At 57.2% G+C, this 17,915-nt stretch carries 25 protein-coding genes and 2 tRNA genes; 3 read left to right on the forward strand and 24 right to left on the reverse strand.

All coding sequences use genetic code 11. The features are described 5' to 3' along the window. The 24 genes from J2129_RS11970 to J2129_RS12085 form a co-directional block, all read right to left on the reverse strand. The gene (locus tag J2129_RS11970; protein WP_209631078.1) at nucleotides 1-1,338 is read right to left on the reverse strand and encodes an RNase J family beta-CASP ribonuclease; all 1,338 of its coding nucleotides are present in this window, start codon (nucleotides 1,336-1,338) and stop codon (nucleotides 1-3) included. A gap of 19 nt (nucleotides 1,339-1,357) precedes the next feature. Then, complete coding sequence (gene fni / locus J2129_RS11975; protein ID WP_209631079.1) at nucleotides 1,358-2,392, reverse strand: type 2 isopentenyl-diphosphate Delta-isomerase; 1,035 nt, start codon at nucleotides 2,390-2,392, stop codon at nucleotides 1,358-1,360. Between the two features lie 61 nt (nucleotides 2,393-2,453). Then, nucleotides 2,454-3,209 (reverse strand): isopentenyl phosphate kinase, encoded by a 756-nt coding sequence (locus J2129_RS11980; RefSeq protein WP_209631080.1) that lies wholly within the window; start codon nucleotides 3,207-3,209, stop codon nucleotides 2,454-2,456. Continuing rightward, nucleotides 3,202-4,071 (reverse strand): mevalonate kinase, encoded by an 870-nt coding sequence (gene mvk, locus J2129_RS11985; protein ID WP_209631081.1) that lies wholly within the window; start codon nucleotides 4,069-4,071, stop codon nucleotides 3,202-3,204. The genes J2129_RS11980 and mvk overlap by 8 nt, the downstream gene beginning before the upstream one ends. Before the next feature lies 1 nt (nucleotide 4,072). Then, a complete protein-coding gene (gene amrB, locus J2129_RS11990) occupies nucleotides 4,073-4,867 on the reverse strand; it encodes an AmmeMemoRadiSam system protein B (RefSeq protein WP_209631082.1) in 795 nt (264 codons plus the stop codon). A 13-nt stretch (nucleotides 4,868-4,880) separates the two neighbouring features. Further along, nucleotides 4,881-5,492 (reverse strand): 30S ribosomal protein S2, encoded by a 612-nt coding sequence (rpsB, locus tag J2129_RS11995; protein ID WP_209631083.1) that lies wholly within the window; start codon nucleotides 5,490-5,492, stop codon nucleotides 4,881-4,883. 2 nt (nucleotides 5,493-5,494) lie between these two features. Further along, a complete protein-coding gene (eno, locus tag J2129_RS12000) occupies nucleotides 5,495-6,682 on the reverse strand; it encodes a phosphopyruvate hydratase (RefSeq protein ID WP_209631084.1) in 1,188 nt (395 codons plus the stop codon). 4 nt (nucleotides 6,683-6,686) lie between these two features. Beyond that, complete coding sequence (locus J2129_RS12005; protein WP_209631085.1) at nucleotides 6,687-6,857, reverse strand: DNA-directed RNA polymerase subunit K; 171 nt, start codon at nucleotides 6,855-6,857, stop codon at nucleotides 6,687-6,689. 30 nt (nucleotides 6,858-6,887) lie between these two features. Beyond that, a tRNA-Pro gene (locus tag J2129_RS12010) sits at nucleotides 6,888-6,962 on the reverse strand. 2 nt (nucleotides 6,963-6,964) lie between these two features. Continuing rightward, on the reverse strand, nucleotides 6,965-7,153 hold the full coding sequence (locus J2129_RS12015; protein ID WP_209631086.1) for a DNA-directed RNA polymerase subunit N: 189 nt from the start codon (nucleotides 7,151-7,153) through the stop codon (nucleotides 6,965-6,967). A 32-nt stretch (nucleotides 7,154-7,185) separates the two neighbouring features. After that, nucleotides 7,186-7,587 carry a 30S ribosomal protein S9 gene (locus tag J2129_RS12020; protein ID WP_209631087.1) on the reverse strand — a complete coding sequence of 134 codons (402 nt, stop codon included), beginning with the start codon at nucleotides 7,585-7,587 and terminating at the stop codon, nucleotides 7,186-7,188. A gap of 12 nt (nucleotides 7,588-7,599) precedes the next feature. Continuing rightward, nucleotides 7,600-8,022, reverse strand: a complete 423-nt coding sequence (locus J2129_RS12025; protein WP_209631088.1) for a 50S ribosomal protein L13 — start codon at nucleotides 8,020-8,022, stop codon at nucleotides 7,600-7,602. Nucleotides 8,023-8,027: 5 nt separating this feature from the next. Next, a complete protein-coding gene (locus tag J2129_RS12030) occupies nucleotides 8,028-8,396 on the reverse strand; it encodes a 50S ribosomal protein L18e (protein WP_209631089.1) in 369 nt (122 codons plus the stop codon). Further along, nucleotides 8,397-9,221, reverse strand: coding sequence for a DNA-directed RNA polymerase subunit D (locus tag J2129_RS12035; RefSeq protein WP_209631090.1), 825 nt, complete (start codon nucleotides 9,219-9,221; stop codon nucleotides 8,397-8,399). It abuts the gene before it with no gap. Next, nucleotides 9,221-9,616 (reverse strand): 30S ribosomal protein S11, encoded by a 396-nt coding sequence (locus J2129_RS12040; RefSeq protein WP_209631091.1) that lies wholly within the window; start codon nucleotides 9,614-9,616, stop codon nucleotides 9,221-9,223. Before J2129_RS12040 ends, J2129_RS12035 begins: the two co-directional genes overlap by 1 nt. 2 nt (nucleotides 9,617-9,618) lie before the next feature. Then, nucleotides 9,619-10,158 carry a 30S ribosomal protein S4 gene (locus J2129_RS12045; protein WP_209631092.1) on the reverse strand — a complete coding sequence of 180 codons (540 nt, stop codon included), beginning with the start codon at nucleotides 10,156-10,158 and terminating at the stop codon, nucleotides 9,619-9,621. Nucleotides 10,159-10,182: 24 nt separating this feature from the next. Continuing rightward, the gene (locus J2129_RS12050; RefSeq protein ID WP_209631093.1) at nucleotides 10,183-10,635 is read right to left on the reverse strand and encodes a 30S ribosomal protein S13; all 453 of its coding nucleotides are present in this window, start codon (nucleotides 10,633-10,635) and stop codon (nucleotides 10,183-10,185) included. 28 nt (nucleotides 10,636-10,663) lie between these two features. Then, nucleotides 10,664-10,748 (reverse strand) — tRNA-Ser (locus J2129_RS12055). A gap of 103 nt (nucleotides 10,749-10,851) precedes the next feature. Further along, nucleotides 10,852-11,820: a deoxyhypusine synthase gene (locus J2129_RS12060; protein ID WP_209631094.1), complete on the reverse strand. Its 969-nt coding sequence runs from the start codon at nucleotides 11,818-11,820 to the stop codon at nucleotides 10,852-10,854. A 427-nt stretch (nucleotides 11,821-12,247) separates the two neighbouring features. Next, nucleotides 12,248-13,036 carry a CBS domain-containing protein gene (locus tag J2129_RS12065; protein WP_209631095.1) on the reverse strand — a complete coding sequence of 263 codons (789 nt, stop codon included), beginning with the start codon at nucleotides 13,034-13,036 and terminating at the stop codon, nucleotides 12,248-12,250. After that, on the reverse strand, nucleotides 13,033-13,872 hold the full coding sequence (locus J2129_RS12070) for a CBS domain-containing protein (protein WP_209631096.1): 840 nt from the start codon (nucleotides 13,870-13,872) through the stop codon (nucleotides 13,033-13,035). Before J2129_RS12070 ends, J2129_RS12065 begins: the two co-directional genes overlap by 4 nt. 5 nt (nucleotides 13,873-13,877) lie before the next feature. Further along, nucleotides 13,878-14,819 (reverse strand): CBS domain-containing protein, encoded by a 942-nt coding sequence (locus J2129_RS12075; RefSeq protein WP_209631097.1) that lies wholly within the window; start codon nucleotides 14,817-14,819, stop codon nucleotides 13,878-13,880. A gap of 16 nt (nucleotides 14,820-14,835) precedes the next feature. Continuing rightward, nucleotides 14,836-15,582, reverse strand: coding sequence for a CBS domain-containing protein (locus J2129_RS12080; RefSeq protein ID WP_209631098.1), 747 nt, complete (start codon nucleotides 15,580-15,582; stop codon nucleotides 14,836-14,838). Next, on the reverse strand, nucleotides 15,579-16,142 hold the full coding sequence (locus J2129_RS12085) for a CBS domain-containing protein (protein WP_245320768.1): 564 nt from the start codon (nucleotides 16,140-16,142) through the stop codon (nucleotides 15,579-15,581). Before J2129_RS12085 ends, J2129_RS12080 begins: the two co-directional genes overlap by 4 nt. Nucleotides 16,143-16,350: 208 nt before the next feature. On the opposite strand from J2129_RS12085, the gene J2129_RS12090 reads away from it, so the two are divergent. Genes J2129_RS12090 through J2129_RS12100 form a run of 3 tightly spaced genes read left to right on the forward strand, consistent with a single transcriptional unit; the run spans nucleotide 16,351 to nucleotide 17,771 of the window. After that, on the forward strand, nucleotides 16,351-16,992 hold the full coding sequence (locus J2129_RS12090; RefSeq protein ID WP_209631099.1) for an Era-like GTP-binding protein: 642 nt from the start codon (nucleotides 16,351-16,353) through the stop codon (nucleotides 16,990-16,992). Between the two features lie 5 nt (nucleotides 16,993-16,997). Continuing rightward, a complete protein-coding gene (locus J2129_RS12095) occupies nucleotides 16,998-17,372 on the forward strand; it encodes a DUF2073 domain-containing protein (RefSeq protein ID WP_209631100.1) in 375 nt (124 codons plus the stop codon). A gap of 6 nt (nucleotides 17,373-17,378) precedes the next feature. Further along, entirely contained in the window at nucleotides 17,379-17,771 is a 393-nt protein-coding gene (locus J2129_RS12100) for a Zn-ribbon domain-containing protein (RefSeq protein WP_209631101.1), read from the forward strand. Nucleotides 17,772-17,915: the final 144 nt, after the last annotated feature.

Raw genomic sequence — 17,915 nt, forward strand, 5'->3', positions numbered from 1 at the left:
TTATTTGATCAACACTCTCTGCCCGTTCCTCAGGAGGTGGAGGTCATTGTTGAGAGTGTACCCGCACCCCTCTGCAAACCTCAGGTATCCCCCGGTCATATCGATGTCCCCATGGGAGGGGATGATATGCTGCGGGTTGAGGAGGTGGATCAGTTCATAGTGATCTTCCACATAGGCGTGACCACTCACGTGAAGTTCATCAAAGATCCGCGCTCCCTTCATCCGTAACAGGGTCTCGACCAGGTGACGCTGCCCATAATTCATCGGGTTTGGGATGACCTTTGCCGAGAAGAGGATCTTGTCCCCTTTTGCGGTCCTGAACGGCGTATCGCCGTGGGCGATCCTGGTCAGGATCGCCCCTGGCTCACCCTGGTGGCCGGTGACGATCGGGACGTACTTGTCCTTCCCATTCTTCATGATCTGGCGCAGCGTCCGGTCGACCGTCCGCCTGTTCCCGAAGACCGAGAGGTTCTTGGGGAAGGCAACAAGTTTGAGTTTCTCCGCCGTCGTCGAGTAGCGCTCCATCGACCGCCCGAGCAGGACCGGCTTTCTCCCGATCTCATATGCACACTCGGCGATGGTCTTGATCCTTGAAATATGGGACGAGAACGTCGAGACGATGATCGCACTCTTGTCGTCCTCATAACTGGTCATCGTGTCCCTGACCAGTTCTTTTGCGATCCGCTCGCTCGGCGCCCTGCCCTTCCGCTCGATGTTGGTGGACTCGACGATGAGGGCAAGCACTCCCTCCTTCCCGATCTGGCGCAGCCGCGCGAAGTCCGGGGGGTCACCGAGCACCGGGGTGCGATCGAGCTTGAAGTCGTTGGCGTACACCACCGCCCCGCGTTTGGTATGGAGCACTGCCATCACTGTGTCGATGATCGAGTGCTGCGTCCGCACAAACTCAAGGGTGAGGTTCTGGGAGATACGGTAGCGGTTGCCTGACCGTAGCACCTGGAGCTTGTTGTTTACCCCGAACTTCTGTTCGCCCTGGATCTGTTGTTTGATCAGCTCGATAGTATATGGTGTCCCGATGATGGGAGCATTGTACCGGTGGGCGAGTTTTGGGATCGCACCGATATGGTCCAGGTGACCATGCGTGCACACGATCGCCTTCACTGTCCCTTCGACTGTGTTCATCATCGTGTCGTCGGGGATGGCTTTCATCTCGATGAGGTCCAGAGAATGCATTTTCTCAAGGTCTGCATCCTCGTGGATCATGATCTGATCGAGCCTTATGCCCATATCAAAGATGACGATCTCTTTTCCGCAGCGGACTGCAGTCATGTTTCGGCCGACTTCATTATAGCCGCCCACTGCAACGATCTCAACATCCATTTTTCTTCTCCTTGTGTCTTTATTCACAGAGCATCAGCCTTGTAGTCCCGGTAATATAGGTCCGTACATGCGCAAGGTCCTGGATGCTGCCAGAGCCGGTCAGAAACATTGCGACCTGCAGTTCCCTGAGGAACGCCCTGACAGTCTGTTCAAGTGTATCTTCACTTTGCATAGCCGGTTTGAGAAGGGGAAGGGCCATGCCCCCGAGATCGGCGCCGAGCGCAATGGCTCTGGCAATATCGATCCCGCTTCTCACGCCACCGGTGGCGATCACCGGCCCGCTGCCTGCGACCTCGCAGAGGCTTACCACAGTGGGGATCCCCCATCCGAGGAAACGCTGGCCGAGGGCCTTGAGTTCTTTGTTCTCTCCAGCGCGTTCCACTTCGACTGCGGCCCACGAGGTGCCACCTGCGCCGCCGAGGTCGATCGCCGCGGCGCCTGCACCCCAGATGAGACGTGCGGTCTCTGCCGAGATCCCGGCCCCGGTCTCCTTGAGGATCACCGGAGTCTTGAAGTTGTTGCAGAGGTCTCCGATCGCCGCAAGACACCCGCGGGCATCATGATCGCCTTCTGGCTGGGTGGCTTCCTGAAGGAAGTTGAGATGGATGCAGAGGGCGTCTGCATCGATCATCTCGACTGCCCGCTCGGCCCATTCTGCACCGTGGTCGCGGAGTTGTACCGCCCCGAGGTTTGCGCAGAGAAAGGCGTGCGGCGCCTCGTCTCGTACCACCGTGAAACTCTTTTCAAGGTCAGGGTGTTCGAGGGCCGCTCGCTGCGACCCCACGCCCATCCCGAGTTTGAACTTCTCGGCGACCCTGGCGAGTCTTCGGTTTACCTCGGTGGTCGCCGGGTGACCGCCGGTCATCGCCGCGATAAAGAGAGGGGAGCCGAGCTCCGCTCCCAGAAAGCGTGTCTGCAGTCTGATCCCGTCCAGGTCCAGTTCAGGAAGGGCCGCATGCGCGAGCCTGACGTCGTCGAACCCGGCTCGTCCTGCCTCGACCTGTTCGTTGCAGCAGATCTTGAGGTGGTCGAGTTTGCGGGAGGGGGTCTGCATATCTTGTGTGATCTCAATCCCTCCGAAAGTATCTGGGTGTGCCTGCAGACTTCTCTGAATCTCACCTTCTGACTATCGTTCCACCGTGGTCTTTTCCGTCGAGGAAGTCCTCGATATGGGAGATATGGAATATATGCGACTCCACTCCTGCTTCGGCGAGTGCGAGCAATTCGGTAATCTTCCCTTTCATCCCGCCGGTGACGTCGGTGTTCCCTGAACACCCGATAGACAGACGTCCGACTGAGTCCCTTGTGATCTCCGGCACGACCGCCCCCCTGTCGAGGACGCCCGGGACATCGGTTGCAAGCCCGACCCGTCCTGCATCAAGTGCAAGGGCGAGGTACCGGATGATCTGGTCACCTGAAATGATACAGGCACCGCGGCGTGCGTCCATCACCACGTCCCCATGAAGGACCGGGGTGACGCCCAACCGCACCAGTTGAGCTATAGGTATGCACTCACAGGATATGAGTTGTCCGCTCTCGGCACGGCACGCGGCCAGGGGGTGGACACCGATCGCGTCCACTCCATGCTCGCGCAACGCCGCCACCACGGCCCTGTTGAGGCTGGCGACCGCTTCGTGGGTCACGGCGATCCCCGTCTTGTTCCCAGGGCCGACGCCTTCCTGGATCTGGTATTTCTTTGCTTCAGGGTGGCCGCAGGATCCCGCCCCATGGACGAGGACCAGTCGAAGGTCGGGCCTGGCTGCGATCACCCCGGCAAGTGTCGCCAGGCGCGCGTACTCGATCGCTCCTGTCCCTGCCTTGTCGGTGACAACGCTCCCGCCGAGTTTTAACAGAATGACTTTTTTATCCATTTTTCTCTTTGCGTATGCCTTTGGTGTCGATGGTGGTGATGATCGAGCGTGCGCCCATTGCGTCGATCGCACCTGCGACCCTGCTCTTGGCGTGTTTGGGACAGAGTGCGACCATACATCCGCCGCCGCCTGCCCCGGTCATTTTGGCCCCGAAGGCGCCGGCCGCCCTGGCCGAGAGCACCAGTTTGGAGAGTACCGGGTGACCAACCCCCAGGGCTTCGAGAAGGGCGTGGTTGACGTCCATGCACTTCCCGAGTTGTTGCGGTTTGTTGATCGACTTGATCGCCTGGGTGGTCACGGCCCCGATGGCGTCCATGATGGGGTCCACGATCTCGGGGTGGTGCCGTTGTTCTTTTGCGACGAGTTCCACCATCTTTGCGGTCGAGTGGGAGATCTGTGAGTTCCCGATGACCAAGTGGAGGTTCTGCGGGGGAAGTCTGCGTTTCGAGTCCCCGGTGATCAGGACGATCCCCCCGAAGGTCGTGACATAGGTGTCGGTCGGGCTTGCTCTTCCTCTCTGGACCTTTTTCTCAATGGCAAAGGCGCGACGTGCGATCTCTTCTCGCGAAAATCCGAGTTTGAACTCGTCTGAGATCGCGGCAAGAGTCGCTGTTGTCACGGCCGCGGATGAACCCAGACCTGAAGACGATGGGATCTGGGATCTGATATAGACACTCCCCCTCACCCCGGCCGACTTAAAACATTCCTCGATATAGGGCGAACGTACATGGGCTGGGTGGCGGTGTTTCCTGACTGTTACGGTGACCCTGGGTTTGATGGCCATTGCCATGCCAGGTTTCCCGTAGACGACGGCATGCTCTCCAAAAAGGAAGACTTTGCCGGGTGCGCTCCAGGTGGCCACGCTATACCACCGCTATCGCCGCATACCCGACGGCGATCGGGTCCCCTGTGACGTCCCCGCTTGTAGTGTAGGAGAGGAGATGTCCTCGCGTGGCGCCAAGACCCCTGGTTGCAAGGACCATCGCGGCGATCGGCCCGTATCCGCAGGCACTGACATGCAGGGATCGGATCCTCTGGTAAAATTGGGGGATATCCAGCGTCTCCAGCGCCTCGATCGCCTGTAGGTCGATCTGCCTGGCGAGATCCATGTGGATATAATGCGAGAAGTCGCTTGAGGCCACGACCCGCACCTCCCGTCCGGTCTCGCGTGTGGCGTGCACGACCGCGGCCGCCAGCGCTTCGGCGCTCTCCATACTCTGGTCTCCCATCATGAGAGGAGCGACCCGTGCCCGTGGAAAGCGGTACTTGATGAAGGGCATCTGCACCTCGATCGAGTGTTCGCCGGCATGGGCGCCTTCGTCCACTGGCACCCCGATCGCCTCAACCAGTGCGGCATCGGTATCAATGATCCCGAGGGGAGTCTCCCAGGGAACTGCCGAGGCGCAGGTCATGAACCCTTCATGACTTGGGCCGATTACAATAAATGTCCCGTCAAAAGAGGATGGAATGGCGGCAAAGGCCCGTGCCGCCACGGCCCCTGAATAGGGGTAGCCTGCGTGGGGGGAGACGATGCCAAGGGCATCATCGGGCATGTCGGTCTCTCCAGCATCCAGGAAGACCATCTCGAGGAACTGCTCAAGGTGGGCCGGGTCACCTGGATAATACATGCCAGAGACGCTGCATGCTCTCGTCTCCATCCATGTTCCCTCCTTAGAGTTCGGTCTCGAAGTCTTCGGGAGTGAGAGAGGTGGAGACTCCGCGGATACGGAATATCTCCTTCGTAAGCAGGTAGTAGACGAGTGAGAGTGCCTTTCTCCCCTTGTTGTTCGTCGGGATGACCAGGTCGAGGTTTTTGGTCATGTTGTTCGTGTCGCAGAGCCCGACGACCGGGATCCCGTTCTGGATTGCTTCCTTGATCGCCTGCACATCACCCATCGGGTCGGTGACCACGACGACTTCAGGCTCAAGGTAGTCCCTGAAGTTCGGGTTGGTCAGGGTACCAGGGATGTAACGGCCGATTGCCGACGTCCCGCCGATGCTCTCGGCGAACTTCTTGGCCGGGTACTGGGCGTACTGCCTCGAAGCCACGACCAGAATCTTTGGGGCGTCGTACTGGGAAAGGAACTTTGCTGCGGTCTTGATCCTCTCGTCGGTCGACCTGATGTCAAGGATATACAGCCCATCCCCGCGCACGCGGTAGATGAACTTCTTCATATCCTGGCTCTTCTGCTGTGTGCCGATGTGGACGCCCGCGGCGAGGTAATCTTCCACCGGCGCGAGGGGCTCCTCCAGCACGATCTCCATCTCATTTGCTTCAGCCATATTTAGATCAGCTCCTCAATGCGTAACAGTTCATTCAGTTTTGCGATCCGCTCGCCGCCCACGACCCCGCATTTGAGAAAGACGCTCTCGAACGCGGTGGCGAGATGCGCGATGGTCTCGTCGGTTGTCTCACCAGACCGGTGACTCATCACCGTCTCCATACCATGGGCCTGAGCGAGGTGGATTGCCTCGTAGGTGTCGGTCAGGGTACCGATCTGGTTGGGTTTGATGAGCACGCAGTTGGACGCCTCGGTCTCGATGCCCCTGGTGATCCGCTCGGCATTGGTGACATAGAGGTCGTCCCCACAGATAAGGCACCGGTCGCGGACCTGCCTGGTGAGCTCGGCAAACCCTTCGAAGTCCTCCTCTTGAAGAGGGTCTTCGACATAGACCAGATGATACTGGTCGATGAGTTCGGCAATATAGGCAACCTGGTCTTCTGTTGTCCGCTTTGCGTCTTTGTATGTGTAGGTCTTGCCGTCCCAGAGTTCAGAGGCCGCAACATCGACACCCATGTTGATCGCAAAGTTCAGTTCGTCAGAGACTGCACCCACGGCTTCCTGGAGCAGTTCAAATGCTTCGGAGTCCTGGATCCTGGGTGCCCACGCGCCTTCGTCCCCCTTGCCGCACCCTTTTCCGGCTGCGACCAGGAGTTCTTTTACTTTCTGGTGTACCGTGGCGTTGGCAAAGACTGCCTCCTCCGCACACGATGCACCGGTCGGTACAATCAGGAACTCCTGGATGTCGGTGGCATTGGACGCATGCGCCCCTCCGCCGATGACATTGCCCAGGGGCAGGGGAGTCTTCTGGGCGAAGGCTCCACCAAGATACCTGAAGAGGTCGGTTCCGGTTGCATCTGCCGCGGCCTTTGCGCAGGCCAGGGAAAGCGCAACCGCGACATTTGCACCAATGTTTGAGAAGTCTGCCGTCCCGTCGATCTCATGTAGGGCGGCGTCGAAACCTGCCTGGTCTGCGGCGTCTCTCCCGATGAGTTCGGGCAGGAGATGTTCGCGTGCCGCCGCGATTGCCTCGCGTGGCGGCCGCACCTTTGCTTCCCAGGTGCCGGTCGAAGCCCCGCTTGGAGCCGCGGCCCGACCAAAACCAAATGCAGTGTAGATCTCAGCCTCAACAGTGGGGTTGCCCCGACTGTCCTGGATTGTCCTCAGTCCAATTCTCTCAATCTCAGTCATCAGATCACGCTTTTTTCTTTACGGTAATGGGGATCCGATCCTTCTCGAATTCTTCGAGTGCGATGTTGAGGGGATCGACACTGGTGGTTTGAATCAGGACTGGGGCACCCATGGAGACCTGGAGCGCTCGTGCTCCGATGATCCGTGCTTTTTCATAGCGAGTATATGGGTCCATCATTCACCCTCGAAACTCATAATAGATAAATGGGGTCGCTGAGATTCGAACTCAGGTCACAGCGTCCCGAACGCCATAGGATAGTCCAGGCTACCCCACGACCCCTCTCACTGGTACGGATTGATGTCCTCCACAATTTCCTTGTGAGTGAGCAGCATCCGCCTGCAGCAGTACCGCTTCAAACCGAGATCGTCGAGGATCTCTTGGGGATCCTCGCCTGCCTCCCGTCGCTGTTTGAATTCTTCCCACGCGGGAGAGATTACCTTACCACAGGTGACACAACGTACCGGGATCATATCTCGATTTCCTCCATTTCTTTTCTCCAGCTTTAACGATAAGACTTCTGGAACTTTGCCCGTGCGCCTGGACCGTGTGGCTTCTTCGCTTCCTTCTGGCGAGAGTCGTTGACCAGGAGGGTGCGGTCGTAGGTGACGAAGGCGTCTTTGATCTTCGGGTCGTTATGCCACTTCACGATGCCGCGGGCGAGAGCGGTCCGTGCCGCCTCAGCCTGGCCCATGAACCCGCCGCCGGCGACCTCGATGGTCACGTCGACGCCCTCGATCGCGCTCGGCGCGAGGAGCAGGGGTTCAGAGATCTTCATGCGGGCCAGCTCGCTCCCGTAGACCTCGAGGGGCACGGAGTTGATCCTGACCCGGCCCTTTCCTTCCTTGAGGGTCGCCCGTGCAATCGCGGTCTTTCTTTTTCCACTCGTATTAATGACCTTTACCATCTCTCCATCACCTCAGAACTTGGACCCAAGGTTCTTGCTGATCTCGCCAAGCGTGATGTACTTCGGGTTGTTCAGCCGTTCGATCCCTGCGCTCTCGAGGGTCTCGAACTCCTTATCCTGGTACTCCACTGGAACGCCGGTGTAGATCATGACCCTCTTGAGGGCTTCGGCACCGCGCTGCCTCTTATAGGGGAGCATACCGCGAATCGTCCGCTTCATAATGAGATCAGGGCGTCGCGGGAAGAACGGGCCACCTTCAACTGAGCCGCGCTGGTGCTTCTGGAGGTAGTTGCCAAGCACCATGGCGCGCTTGCCCGAGACGATCGCCTTCTCGGCATTTACGATCACGAACTCTTCGCCCTGAAGTGAGCGCTTTGCGACGTTGCTTGCAAGCCGCCCAAGCAGGTTTCCGTCTGCATCGATAATCGTCACCATTGGTCTCACCTCAGAATCCTCACGCCAGATCCCTTCGGGTTTGTCTGGACCAGTTCTTCGATGGTCATGCAGTTCCCTTCAAGGCCTGTGATCTTACCGACTGCAGACTCGGAGAAGGTCAGTGCTGCAACCGAGACCTTGTGGTTGAGCACGCCGCTCCCGAGCACCTTGCCGGGCACCAGGATCGTTTCCCCGTCCTGGGCGTACCGATTGATCTTTCCAATGTTCACCTCAGCATAGTTCCTGCTGGGTGACTCCAGATTTTGTGCGAGGGCCCGCCAGACCTTTGCATCATTCTCGCGCGCAAGTTCTTTGAGCGTCGCGATCAGGTGCGTCAGGCGCGGGTTTGTCTTCTGGTTTGTCCTCTTTGCCATCTAATTCACTCCGGCTATCTCACTCAACGTATCTGAGAGATCCGTCGACTGTTTTCTGATGAATTCGAGTCCTTTTTCGATTATTGTTAAAACAGGCATGGATCCGTCGCTTTCCACGACAAAGATGAACCGTGAGCTGTCTGCAGTGACGCTGACTGCGGGCTCTTCGCCGATGCCGGTGGTCAGGCAGGCGTTCTCGCAGAGTCTGCAGAGCGAACATTCCTCAAGTTTGCCTTCGACCACGCCCATCGTCCTACCCTTCAGTTCGAGCACCCCGCGTGGGCACTCATCAATGCACATGCCACATCCATCGCAGTTCTCTGAGATGGTGATGACAGGGTATTCCTTGTAACCGCAGGCGTTGGTCGGTTGCCACTTGGCGTGGTCTTTCCCCTTGCCAAGGACGGCACGGGCCTCAAGGACGACCTTCTGCCCTTCGAAGAGTTTGACGATCGGGATGTCGTCATGGACCAGGGCGGTATCGGGGTCGTCTGAGATGAGGTCACTTGAGAGGACGGTCTTAGGCCCTTCGACGCTCATGGTGAAGTTCACCGAGCAGAGTGAGCAGCCTTCACCGCCACACGAACACTCGCTCTGGAGAACGAATCGAGATAGGTCAGTCTTTATCGGGATTAGTCCGAGCCTGTGTGCCAGAATCTCATCGAAGAGTACGCTGGAGTTATCATAGATCCTGATATCTTCGATGGCGAGCGTCGGCACCTCGCCGATCATGGCACGGCGCAGGGCATTGGCGAACGCTGGGGTGGCGCCGCTCAATACAAAACGGGCGGCGTCATCATCAATTCTGGCAAATTCGATCTGCATCAGACTCTCCTGCCGCGTCTCCCACCCTTTTGACGGATCGAATCATGCGGGACCGGGGTTACATCCTCGATCTTGCCGATACGCATGCCTGCACGTGCAAGTGCTCTGATGGCGGCCTGGGCTCCGGGGCCTGGGCTGCGCTGCTTCCCCTGGCCGGGGGCGCGCACCATGACGTGAAGTCCGACGATGCCTTTCTCTCTCACGACGTTGGCGAGGTTCGTGGCCATCTGCATTGCAGCATAGGGCGAGCTCTCGTTCCTGTCCTGTTTGACAACCATACCGCCGCTGCTCTTGGCGATGGTCTCTGCACCGGAGATGTCGGTCACCGTGATGATTGTGTTGTTGAATGAGGCGAAGATGTGTGCGACACCCCATTTTTCCTTCTCATTTGCCATGATTACCTCCCGCTGATCCTGGCGCGCTCAGCGTGCGACTCAGTGGCGAGCGGGGAGTGGCCGTAGTATTCGACCTGGGCTTCCTGCTCTCTTGGGACCATGTATCCGGGGATGGTAACCCTGCGGCCGTTGATGGCAATGTGACCGTGGGTGATGAACTGGCGGGCCTGCTTTGGTGAGCGGGCGAGGCCTTTCCGGTACACGATGGTCTGAAGTCTGCGCTCGAGTTCCTGCTCGATCTTCAGGGCGAGGACGTCGTCGATGCTGGCCTCGTCCCCGACCAGGCCGTAGCGTCCAAGGTGGTTGAGGAGCTGGTTCTTCTTGGTCTCGGCCTGGGCCGTGTCGGTACCTGCGGATTCAAGAGCGAGGATCTCCCTGGTGGCCTTGCGGTATTTGCGCAGGGTGTTCTGGGCCTTCCAGAGTTCTTTCTTGTTCCTCAGGCCGTATTCGATGACGAGCTTGACTTCCTCCTCAATGCGGCTCTTCTCGAACCGGCGCGTTGGGGTGGAGTAGGTCTTATGATTCTTGCCTGGATATCCCATCTTTCTGCCTCTCTTTCTGCCTCTTCACACCTTTGATCTTCTTACGCCGACGGTGGTGCCGGTCCTGCCTGAAGCCTTGGTACGCTGGCCGCGGACCTTCTGGCCGGTCTCGTGGCGGATCCCGCGGTAGCTGCGGACCTTGCGCATGGTGTTGATGTCCTCTTCGAGGGTAAGTCCGACTTCGCTGCCCATAAGGTGGCGCGGTTTACCTGAGAGGATGTCGACGGGACGGTTCTGCATCCAGGTCGGGACGCTTGACGCGTAGTTGTCGACAGCTGTGCGGATCCGGTCGATCTCCTCGTCAGACATCTTTCCGAGGATTGCACGCGGATCGATTGCGGCCTGCTGCGCGATGATCTTTGCAGCATGTCGCCCGATCCCTTTGATGCCGGTCAGGGCGACGAGCGCCATTTTCGTACCGTCCAGGTCGGTGTCTCTGACCCGGACGAAGTATTTGATTTCTTCTTCTTGATCCATCTGATCGCCTCGTCAGATCTGGTCAAAGCGCTGAGGGAGGGATTTGAACCCTCGAGTCCCAGGGGGACACAGGTTTAGCAAACCTGCGCCATACCAGGCTTGGCTACCTCAACATTTGAATTGCGCATCCGTGGATACTCGCAACGTCTCAGCGCTGCTCCATGAATGATGTTCATTACTATTAGAAAGGCTTCTTAATAAGGGTTATGGTCTGTCTCAGTCCTGGCGGGCTCGCACGAGTCCATTGCCGAGGAGGGCCGAGACTACGATAGGGAGGGCGATGGTGGCGTCGCAGAAGCACTGGACGCTCCTGGTCTCTACGGATTCTTTGCCCCACGAGATCGCTTCTTCAAAGGTACACCCGGATAGTCCTCCCCAGTGGGGGGCGTCGGTGGTGTACTGGACGGCGTAGGCGTGGCCCCCGGGGTCGTGCCCATGTATCGAGGCGGTCACCTGGGTCTGCTGGATGAAGTTCTTCGGGACGCCGCCGCCGATGTAGACGACCCCGGTCTTTTTTGCGTCTTCCACGATCCTGGTCAGTTCGTCGACGTCGGCGATCTGGTCGATCGCAACTTTTGCACCGCGCCTGCGCGCGACGGTGAGGGCGATCCCGAGGGACGAGTCGCAGAGGGCCGGGACATAGATCGGGACTTTGGCCTGGGCGGCGGTCGCGGTGAGGGACCGGCCTTCGGGCGCGGTGGCGACGAGGTGCCTGGCAAGGCGGCGGGTGAAGTCTGCCGAAGAGGCGTGATAGGGAGCGAGACTTTCGGCAAAGGCGGCGACCTTCTGGTCGACGTCCCTGAACTCGTTTTCGTATGCAAAGACGTCGTAAATACGGTCGATCCCTTCCTCGTACAGGGTGGCGTCGTCGACGCAGTGGTGTCCGAGGTAGTGGTTGATGCTGAGGTGCTCGGCGATGTCGTGGAAGATGTTTGCACCGGTCGAGACGATGGCGTCGACGTAGTGATGGGCGACCAGCTCGATGAGGCATTCCTGCATCCCTGCCGGGACCATGGCCCCTGAGAGCCCGAGGATGATGGTGCAGTCCGGGTCCTGGATCATCGACGACCAGACTCTGACCGATTCTCCCAGTTTTCTGCCCTGGAACCCGGTCATGCTCATGGCGTGCACCAGTGAGGGGATGTCACGGTTCGGGCGGACTGGTCGGCGTGGGTTGAGTTCCATGGCTCTTCTCCAGAGATATACTGGGATGAAGATGAGAAGAAGGCATTGATCTGTCCCTGAGGGGGGGTCTGGAGAGTACCTTATAGAGGTGTTGTGGTGATGGGTGCGGGCTTCTCTTTTTTTGGCGTTGTAGAATTCAGCATGAACCTTGGGTTCAGACATATGCCATGATAATTGTTCTGAGCAACTTTTCGGGATGTAGGTGGATCCCGATCCTCGCAACAGTGCAACAGAGAATATCATGCCCACCGCCGCTTTTTGGCCATCCCTGTGGGGGAATCGCTTCCCCCTGGTCTCCAGGTGCGAGCATGAGGAGGAACGATGGATACCTACCCGCACCCCCGCACCAGAGAAGGCGGTCCAGTCACGATTGCGCCTAGAAGAGAGGGTCTTTACACAGCCAAAAAAAGAGAAATAATTGTTGTTTTCAGAGTGCCTGGACCAGCGACGCACGGGTCACAATCCCGGCGACATGGTTGTTCCTATCAGAGACCGCGACTGAACTGATTTTTTTCTTCAGCATCAGGTCGATGATCTCTGAGAGCGAGTAACTGGGGGCGACCGAGATCAGGGGGGAGGACATGATGTCCCTGACCAGGAGGTTCCTGATCCGATGGTCTTGGTATTTATCTTCGACGACTTCGCGGAAGGCCCGCATCGACCTTGCCACGTCGGTTTCGGTGACGATCCCGATGGGATCGCCGTTCTCGTCGGTGACAATGAACCTCGCGATCCCCTCGTCCACCATCCTCCGGCGGAGATGGACGACCCGCTCCTCGAAATTGATGGAGAACACCGGTTCCATCACATCGGAGAGGGATGTGGAGGGCTGGAGGACCCGCAGGAGATCGCTGTACCCGATCTGGCCGATGAGCTTATGGTCGCTGTCGAAGACGACCACGATCTTTGCATGCTGCAGGAGTGCGGGAAGAATTTCAATGCCCTGGTCTGGATAGGCGGCAGTGAAATCGGCTGATACAGTGTTGGCGACATGGATCTTTGTAGGTGAGATATCAGAGTTCCGTTTTTTCCCGAGTTTGTCGGCGATTGCCTCCCTCGAGATGGTGCCGACCACCGACCCATTGTCGGTGACGATCAGCGGATCGACATCTTCGCTCAGCATCTTGTCGAGGGCATCGGTGATAGGTGCGGACTTTGCGATGGTGACTGGTTTTGCCATCACGTCTTTGATATAGATGTACATGTCTTCGCTCATTTTGCCACTTCCTGTAAGATATTATCCCGTTTCACGATACCGAGGATCTCATTTCCTCGTGTAATGACCACGCTGTTGATATGGTGGTCGATCATTGTCTGCACCACCTTGGCGGCGGTGGCCTCGGGGGGCGCGGTCACGACCGGATTGGTCATGAAGTCCTCCGCAATTGCCGAGACTTCGGTTACATGCCTGAATGCTTTTCTACCACCAGACTCCTCTTTTCTTAGCATTTTTATATCTTTTTCGGGTATTCCCCCGGACTCGTTTACATATTCAAAGAATGCAAGATTGGTTTCTGTAATGATGCCCGCGATCGTCCCGTTGTTGTTGACGACGATCAACTTTTCCTCTCTTTCAGAGAGGAGGTCAATGATATGGTCGAGAGAATGGTAACGGTTCACGGTCATCGGCTCTTCCATGAGCCCGGTAACCGGCACCCCGAGGGCCCCCGCCACCTCGGACCTGAGGAGATCGGACTTGGTGACGATCCCGAGGAGTTCTCCCTCATGGATCACGGGCAGACCATTGACCATGCGGTCAAGCATGATGGCGGCGATGTCTCTGATCTCGGTCTCAGGGTCGATGGTCATGGGTGTGGACGTCATCAGAATGGAGACCGGGATACGGTCGATCGGTCTCCTCCGCCAGACCGGTTCGGTCTGGCGCAGGCGGTAGGCAAGGTCCTTTTTGGTGATGATCCCGATCAGATGTGTCCCTTCCGTCACCGGAAGCCGGGAGATCTTATGTTTGATCATCAGGTTCCTCGCATGCGCGGCCGTGTCTTCGGGAGCGACCACTCTGACTGGTGACGACATCACATCTTCCGCCTTCATCTCATTCACTCCTTGGAAAACGCTTTTACAAGATCAAACTCGGTAATCAGGCCGATCAATTTCCCGTCCTCGATGACCGGGAGTGCACCGACCTTTTTCTGCAGCATCTTGAGTGCCGCATCATTGATGTTTGTCATGGGGGTGGTGGTGTACAGGTCGCTCGACACCAGGGTGCGGACCGGCAGGGCCATCACCTCGCCGACGTCTCCGGTGGAGAGCCTGTTGAAGACCTCGCCGTTCCCGAGATATTTCATGATATCTGAGGCGGTCACGACCCCGAAGAGAACCTCGTCCGAGACGATGGGCAGGCGCCTGAAGCCGTGCGAGATCATCTCATTGGTGACGGTGCCGATCGGGGTGTCAGGGCCGGTGACCCGCAGACTGGTGCTCATGATCGCTTCGACCATGGTCTTGGTCTCTTCGGTGGCCAGGGCCTTCATGACATCGCGCTCGGTGACGATCCCGACGACGGCCCCGTCGTCGTTCTCGATCGGGAGCCCGCCGATCTTCTGGGTGACGATCGTCTTGGTAACCTCGGAAAGCGAGGCCGAGTCAGAGATGGTCCTGACTCGCTGGGTCATGATCGACCGCACGCTCTCGTTGATCGCGGCGATGAGGTTGCCGTTGTGTTTGACCCGCACAAGGTTGTAGTGGTCGCCCCCGCCGAGGAGGTCGATGATGTCGCGGGCCGTGACGATCCCCCGCAGGTGATGGGTGCCGGCGTCGGTGATGGGCAGTCTCCTGAACCCGTATTCAGTCATCATCTCGACTGCATCGATGATACGGGTGGTAGGGGGGGCCGAGATCACGTTTCTGGTTGCGATTCCCATCACGTCTCCCTTGGTCTCGACGACCCGGGAGTTGAAATCGATCGGTCCGCGGTCCAGTTTACCGGGCATTTTTAAGAGTTTGTCGCCCTGCTTCGAGTTCTGCCAGTTCTGATGCATGCCATCATTCCTTTTTCTAAAGGCCTTTCAGTACGCCATGCCTGTCGATCATACCGACAAGGGTCTCGCCGTCCATGACTGGGATCTGCGAGAGGTCATGTTCGACCATGCGCTCTGCCGCAGTCTTGATGTCTTCCTCAATGTCGATGGTGATGGGCGGCGTGACCATCACGCTCTCGACTGGAACTTTCCCCCCCCTTTCAAGGCTTTTTCTCACTCTGCCGTTATTTAAGATGTCCCTCCTCGATATGATCCCTGATAGGGTATTGTTCTTTATCACTGCGAAGGCGGTGATATTCCTGTCAAGCATCTGTGCATAGACTCTGCTGACGCTCTCGGCAGCCTCGCAGACTGGTGGAGGCCGACGCATGTAGTCTCTGATCTCTCCGTGGAGTTCCCTGCGCGTGCAGAGGACCGGAAAGATCTCGGAGAGCAACACGCTCCCGAGTACGTTCCTGGTGTCGTCTATTACCGTGGCCGTATCAGTCCCATTCTCGCGGATCGCCTCTGCGACATCCTGGAGAGGGAGGTCTGGCAGGACCGTGGTCCCTTCCCTTACAAATCCCTCGATGAGGACGTTGGACTTTGTCTCCGTGATCTTCAGCACGTCGGTGATGTTGATATAGCCGACATAACGCCCATTGGGGTTGGTAATCGGAATCTCACGGAAAATGTCGTCCCGTAGCACCTGGCGTGCCCTGGTCATGGGATCGCCTGTGGTGAGGACCGGGGTCTTCACCATCATATCTTCAGCCACCTTCATCTCAAGCGCTCCTCCTCTCGACAGTCTTCACACAGCAGCATAGAGTCAACCTGTATAAGGTTGTCGCTCATCTGCCCGCACCGGTCACAGACGCCCATGGCATAACTCTCATCGCGGTTGATGACGATAAGGTCTGACATCACCTCGTTGAGTTCGTTCGCAACAGAAAGGAGGTCTCTGACGGTGACGATGCCGGTCACTTTCCCGTCTTCGACCACAGGCAGTCTCCTTACCCGGTGCTGAATCATCATCTGTGCAGCTTCCCCAACCGTCTGTCTGGTCTCGATGGTGATCAGAGGAGTGCTCATGATCTCCCTGACATATACTGAACTGGGTTTGAGATCCTTTGCGACAACCTTGCAGTTGATGTCCTGCTCGGTGACGATACCGGTGGGAATGTTCCCTGAAAGGACGATGCAACTCCCGACCTCATCACGGCACATGTGGGCTGCAGCTTTTGCGACCGTTGCCTCAGCCTCGATGGTGGTGGGGTTGACCCTCATAATTTCTTTCAGAGGAACTCTTGTTTCAAGGTACATCGTGTCTCGTCCATTTGACATGAGTTCACCCCGAGGGTCGCTATTCTCTGGATTATTTCCAGACAAAACACTACTATGAGATTCCTCTATAAAAGAATACTGGAGGATATTTTAGAAATCGTGACCATATGCTCTGGAGTGATATCCTCGTCAATATAGGGGGCTATTTATACCGGTGGGAGCAATCTTCTAATGAATAGTTGATAATTCTCGGATAGGGGTTGGAATTATGAATTTTCTGTTTCTGGCAAAACTGAAGGCATCCAAGTTCTTCCGAACATTATTCGGAAAGAAACATTCAAAGATCGGGATATATGGCCCTCCCAACGCAGGTAAGACCACCCTTGCCAATAGAATCGTCAGGGACTGGACCGGCGATGCAGTTGGTCCGGTGAGTGAGGTGCCCCACGAGACGAGACGGGCCCGGCGGAAGGAGGATATCACGATCACTGGTGCGAACGGGAGTTCGATTGCCATCGATATCGTCGATACGCCCGGAGTGACAACCAAGATCGATTATCACGAGTTCCTGGAATATGGTCTTGAGAAGGACGAGGCCGTTGGCCGTGCCAGGGAGGCGACCGAGGGGGTTGCCGAGGCGATGCACTGGCTGCGCGGGGATCTTGACGGGGTCATCTATATGCTGGACTCCACGCAGGATCCGTTCATGCAGGTGAATATCATGATGATCGGGATCATCGAGAGCAGGAAACTCCCAGTCGTGATCGTCGCCAACAAGATCGATCTCCCTGATGCGGCACCGCAACGGATCAGGTCTGCATTCCCCCAGCACCCGGTGGTGCAGATTTCAGGGATGGAGGGGAAGAATATCGAGTCGCTCTATGATGCGATGACAGAGGTCTTTGGGTGATCATGATGATCCAGGGAGTTCAGATAGATTTTGTCTCTGCAGATAGGATGTCAAGGCTCGGGATGATGGAGAAGATCAGGCTTATCCTTGATGATGTCAGGGCCGGCAGGATCGTGGTGCTTGAGCGGGGGCTTGCCCCTGAAGAGCAGAGCAAGCTCATCGAGGTGACGATGATGGAGATCAGTCCTGGCGGGTTTTCAGGGATTGAGATCGAGACCTATCCTACAAAGGACGGAAACGAAGGGTTGGGGGGATTCTTCTCTCGATTTGTCGGGAAAAAACCAGATGAATCCAGACTCACGGTGATAGGGCCTGCAAACCAGCTCAAAACCTTGAAAAAGGACGACGGCCTGATCAGTGCATGGGTCTCCTCACGGTGAGGTGGAATGCCACATAAGTGTACCAGGTGCGGACGGGAGTTTGAGGACGGGTCGACTGATATCCTGAAGGGCTGCCCGAGCTGTGGCGGGAAGAAGTTTCTCTATGTGAGAGAGGAACAGCGGCACGAAGACGTGCTCGAGGAGAAATCGGTCGGCGAAATCGCCGAGGAAACCGGCGAGGAAGCACTTGAGGTCACTGGAGATGTGGAAGGGTCGGGGGGCACCTATGAGCGTGTTGAATCGATCCGTATTGTCGGGCCAGGGTCATATGAATTGAATATTGAAAAACTCGCGCAGACCGAGGACATGGTGGTTGGCGTGGGGGATGAGGGGAAGTATATGGTTGATATCCTCTCGATGGGCCGGAAACCTCGTAAAAGGCGTTTCTGGAGGCACTGATTTTCCTGTGTGCGGCCTATAATATATTTATAATATTGGGGATATAGGATCTCCTATCATATCTGGACGGCAGGGAGGTCGAGATGTTCCGTGTCGTTCAGGCCCGGTTTTTTCTGTGAGATGTATCTGTCCTGGAATGTCAGG

The sequence above is a fragment of the Methanofollis sp. W23 genome (assembly GCF_017875325.1).
Taxonomy (GTDB): domain Archaea; phylum Halobacteriota; class Methanomicrobia; order Methanomicrobiales; family Methanofollaceae; genus Methanofollis.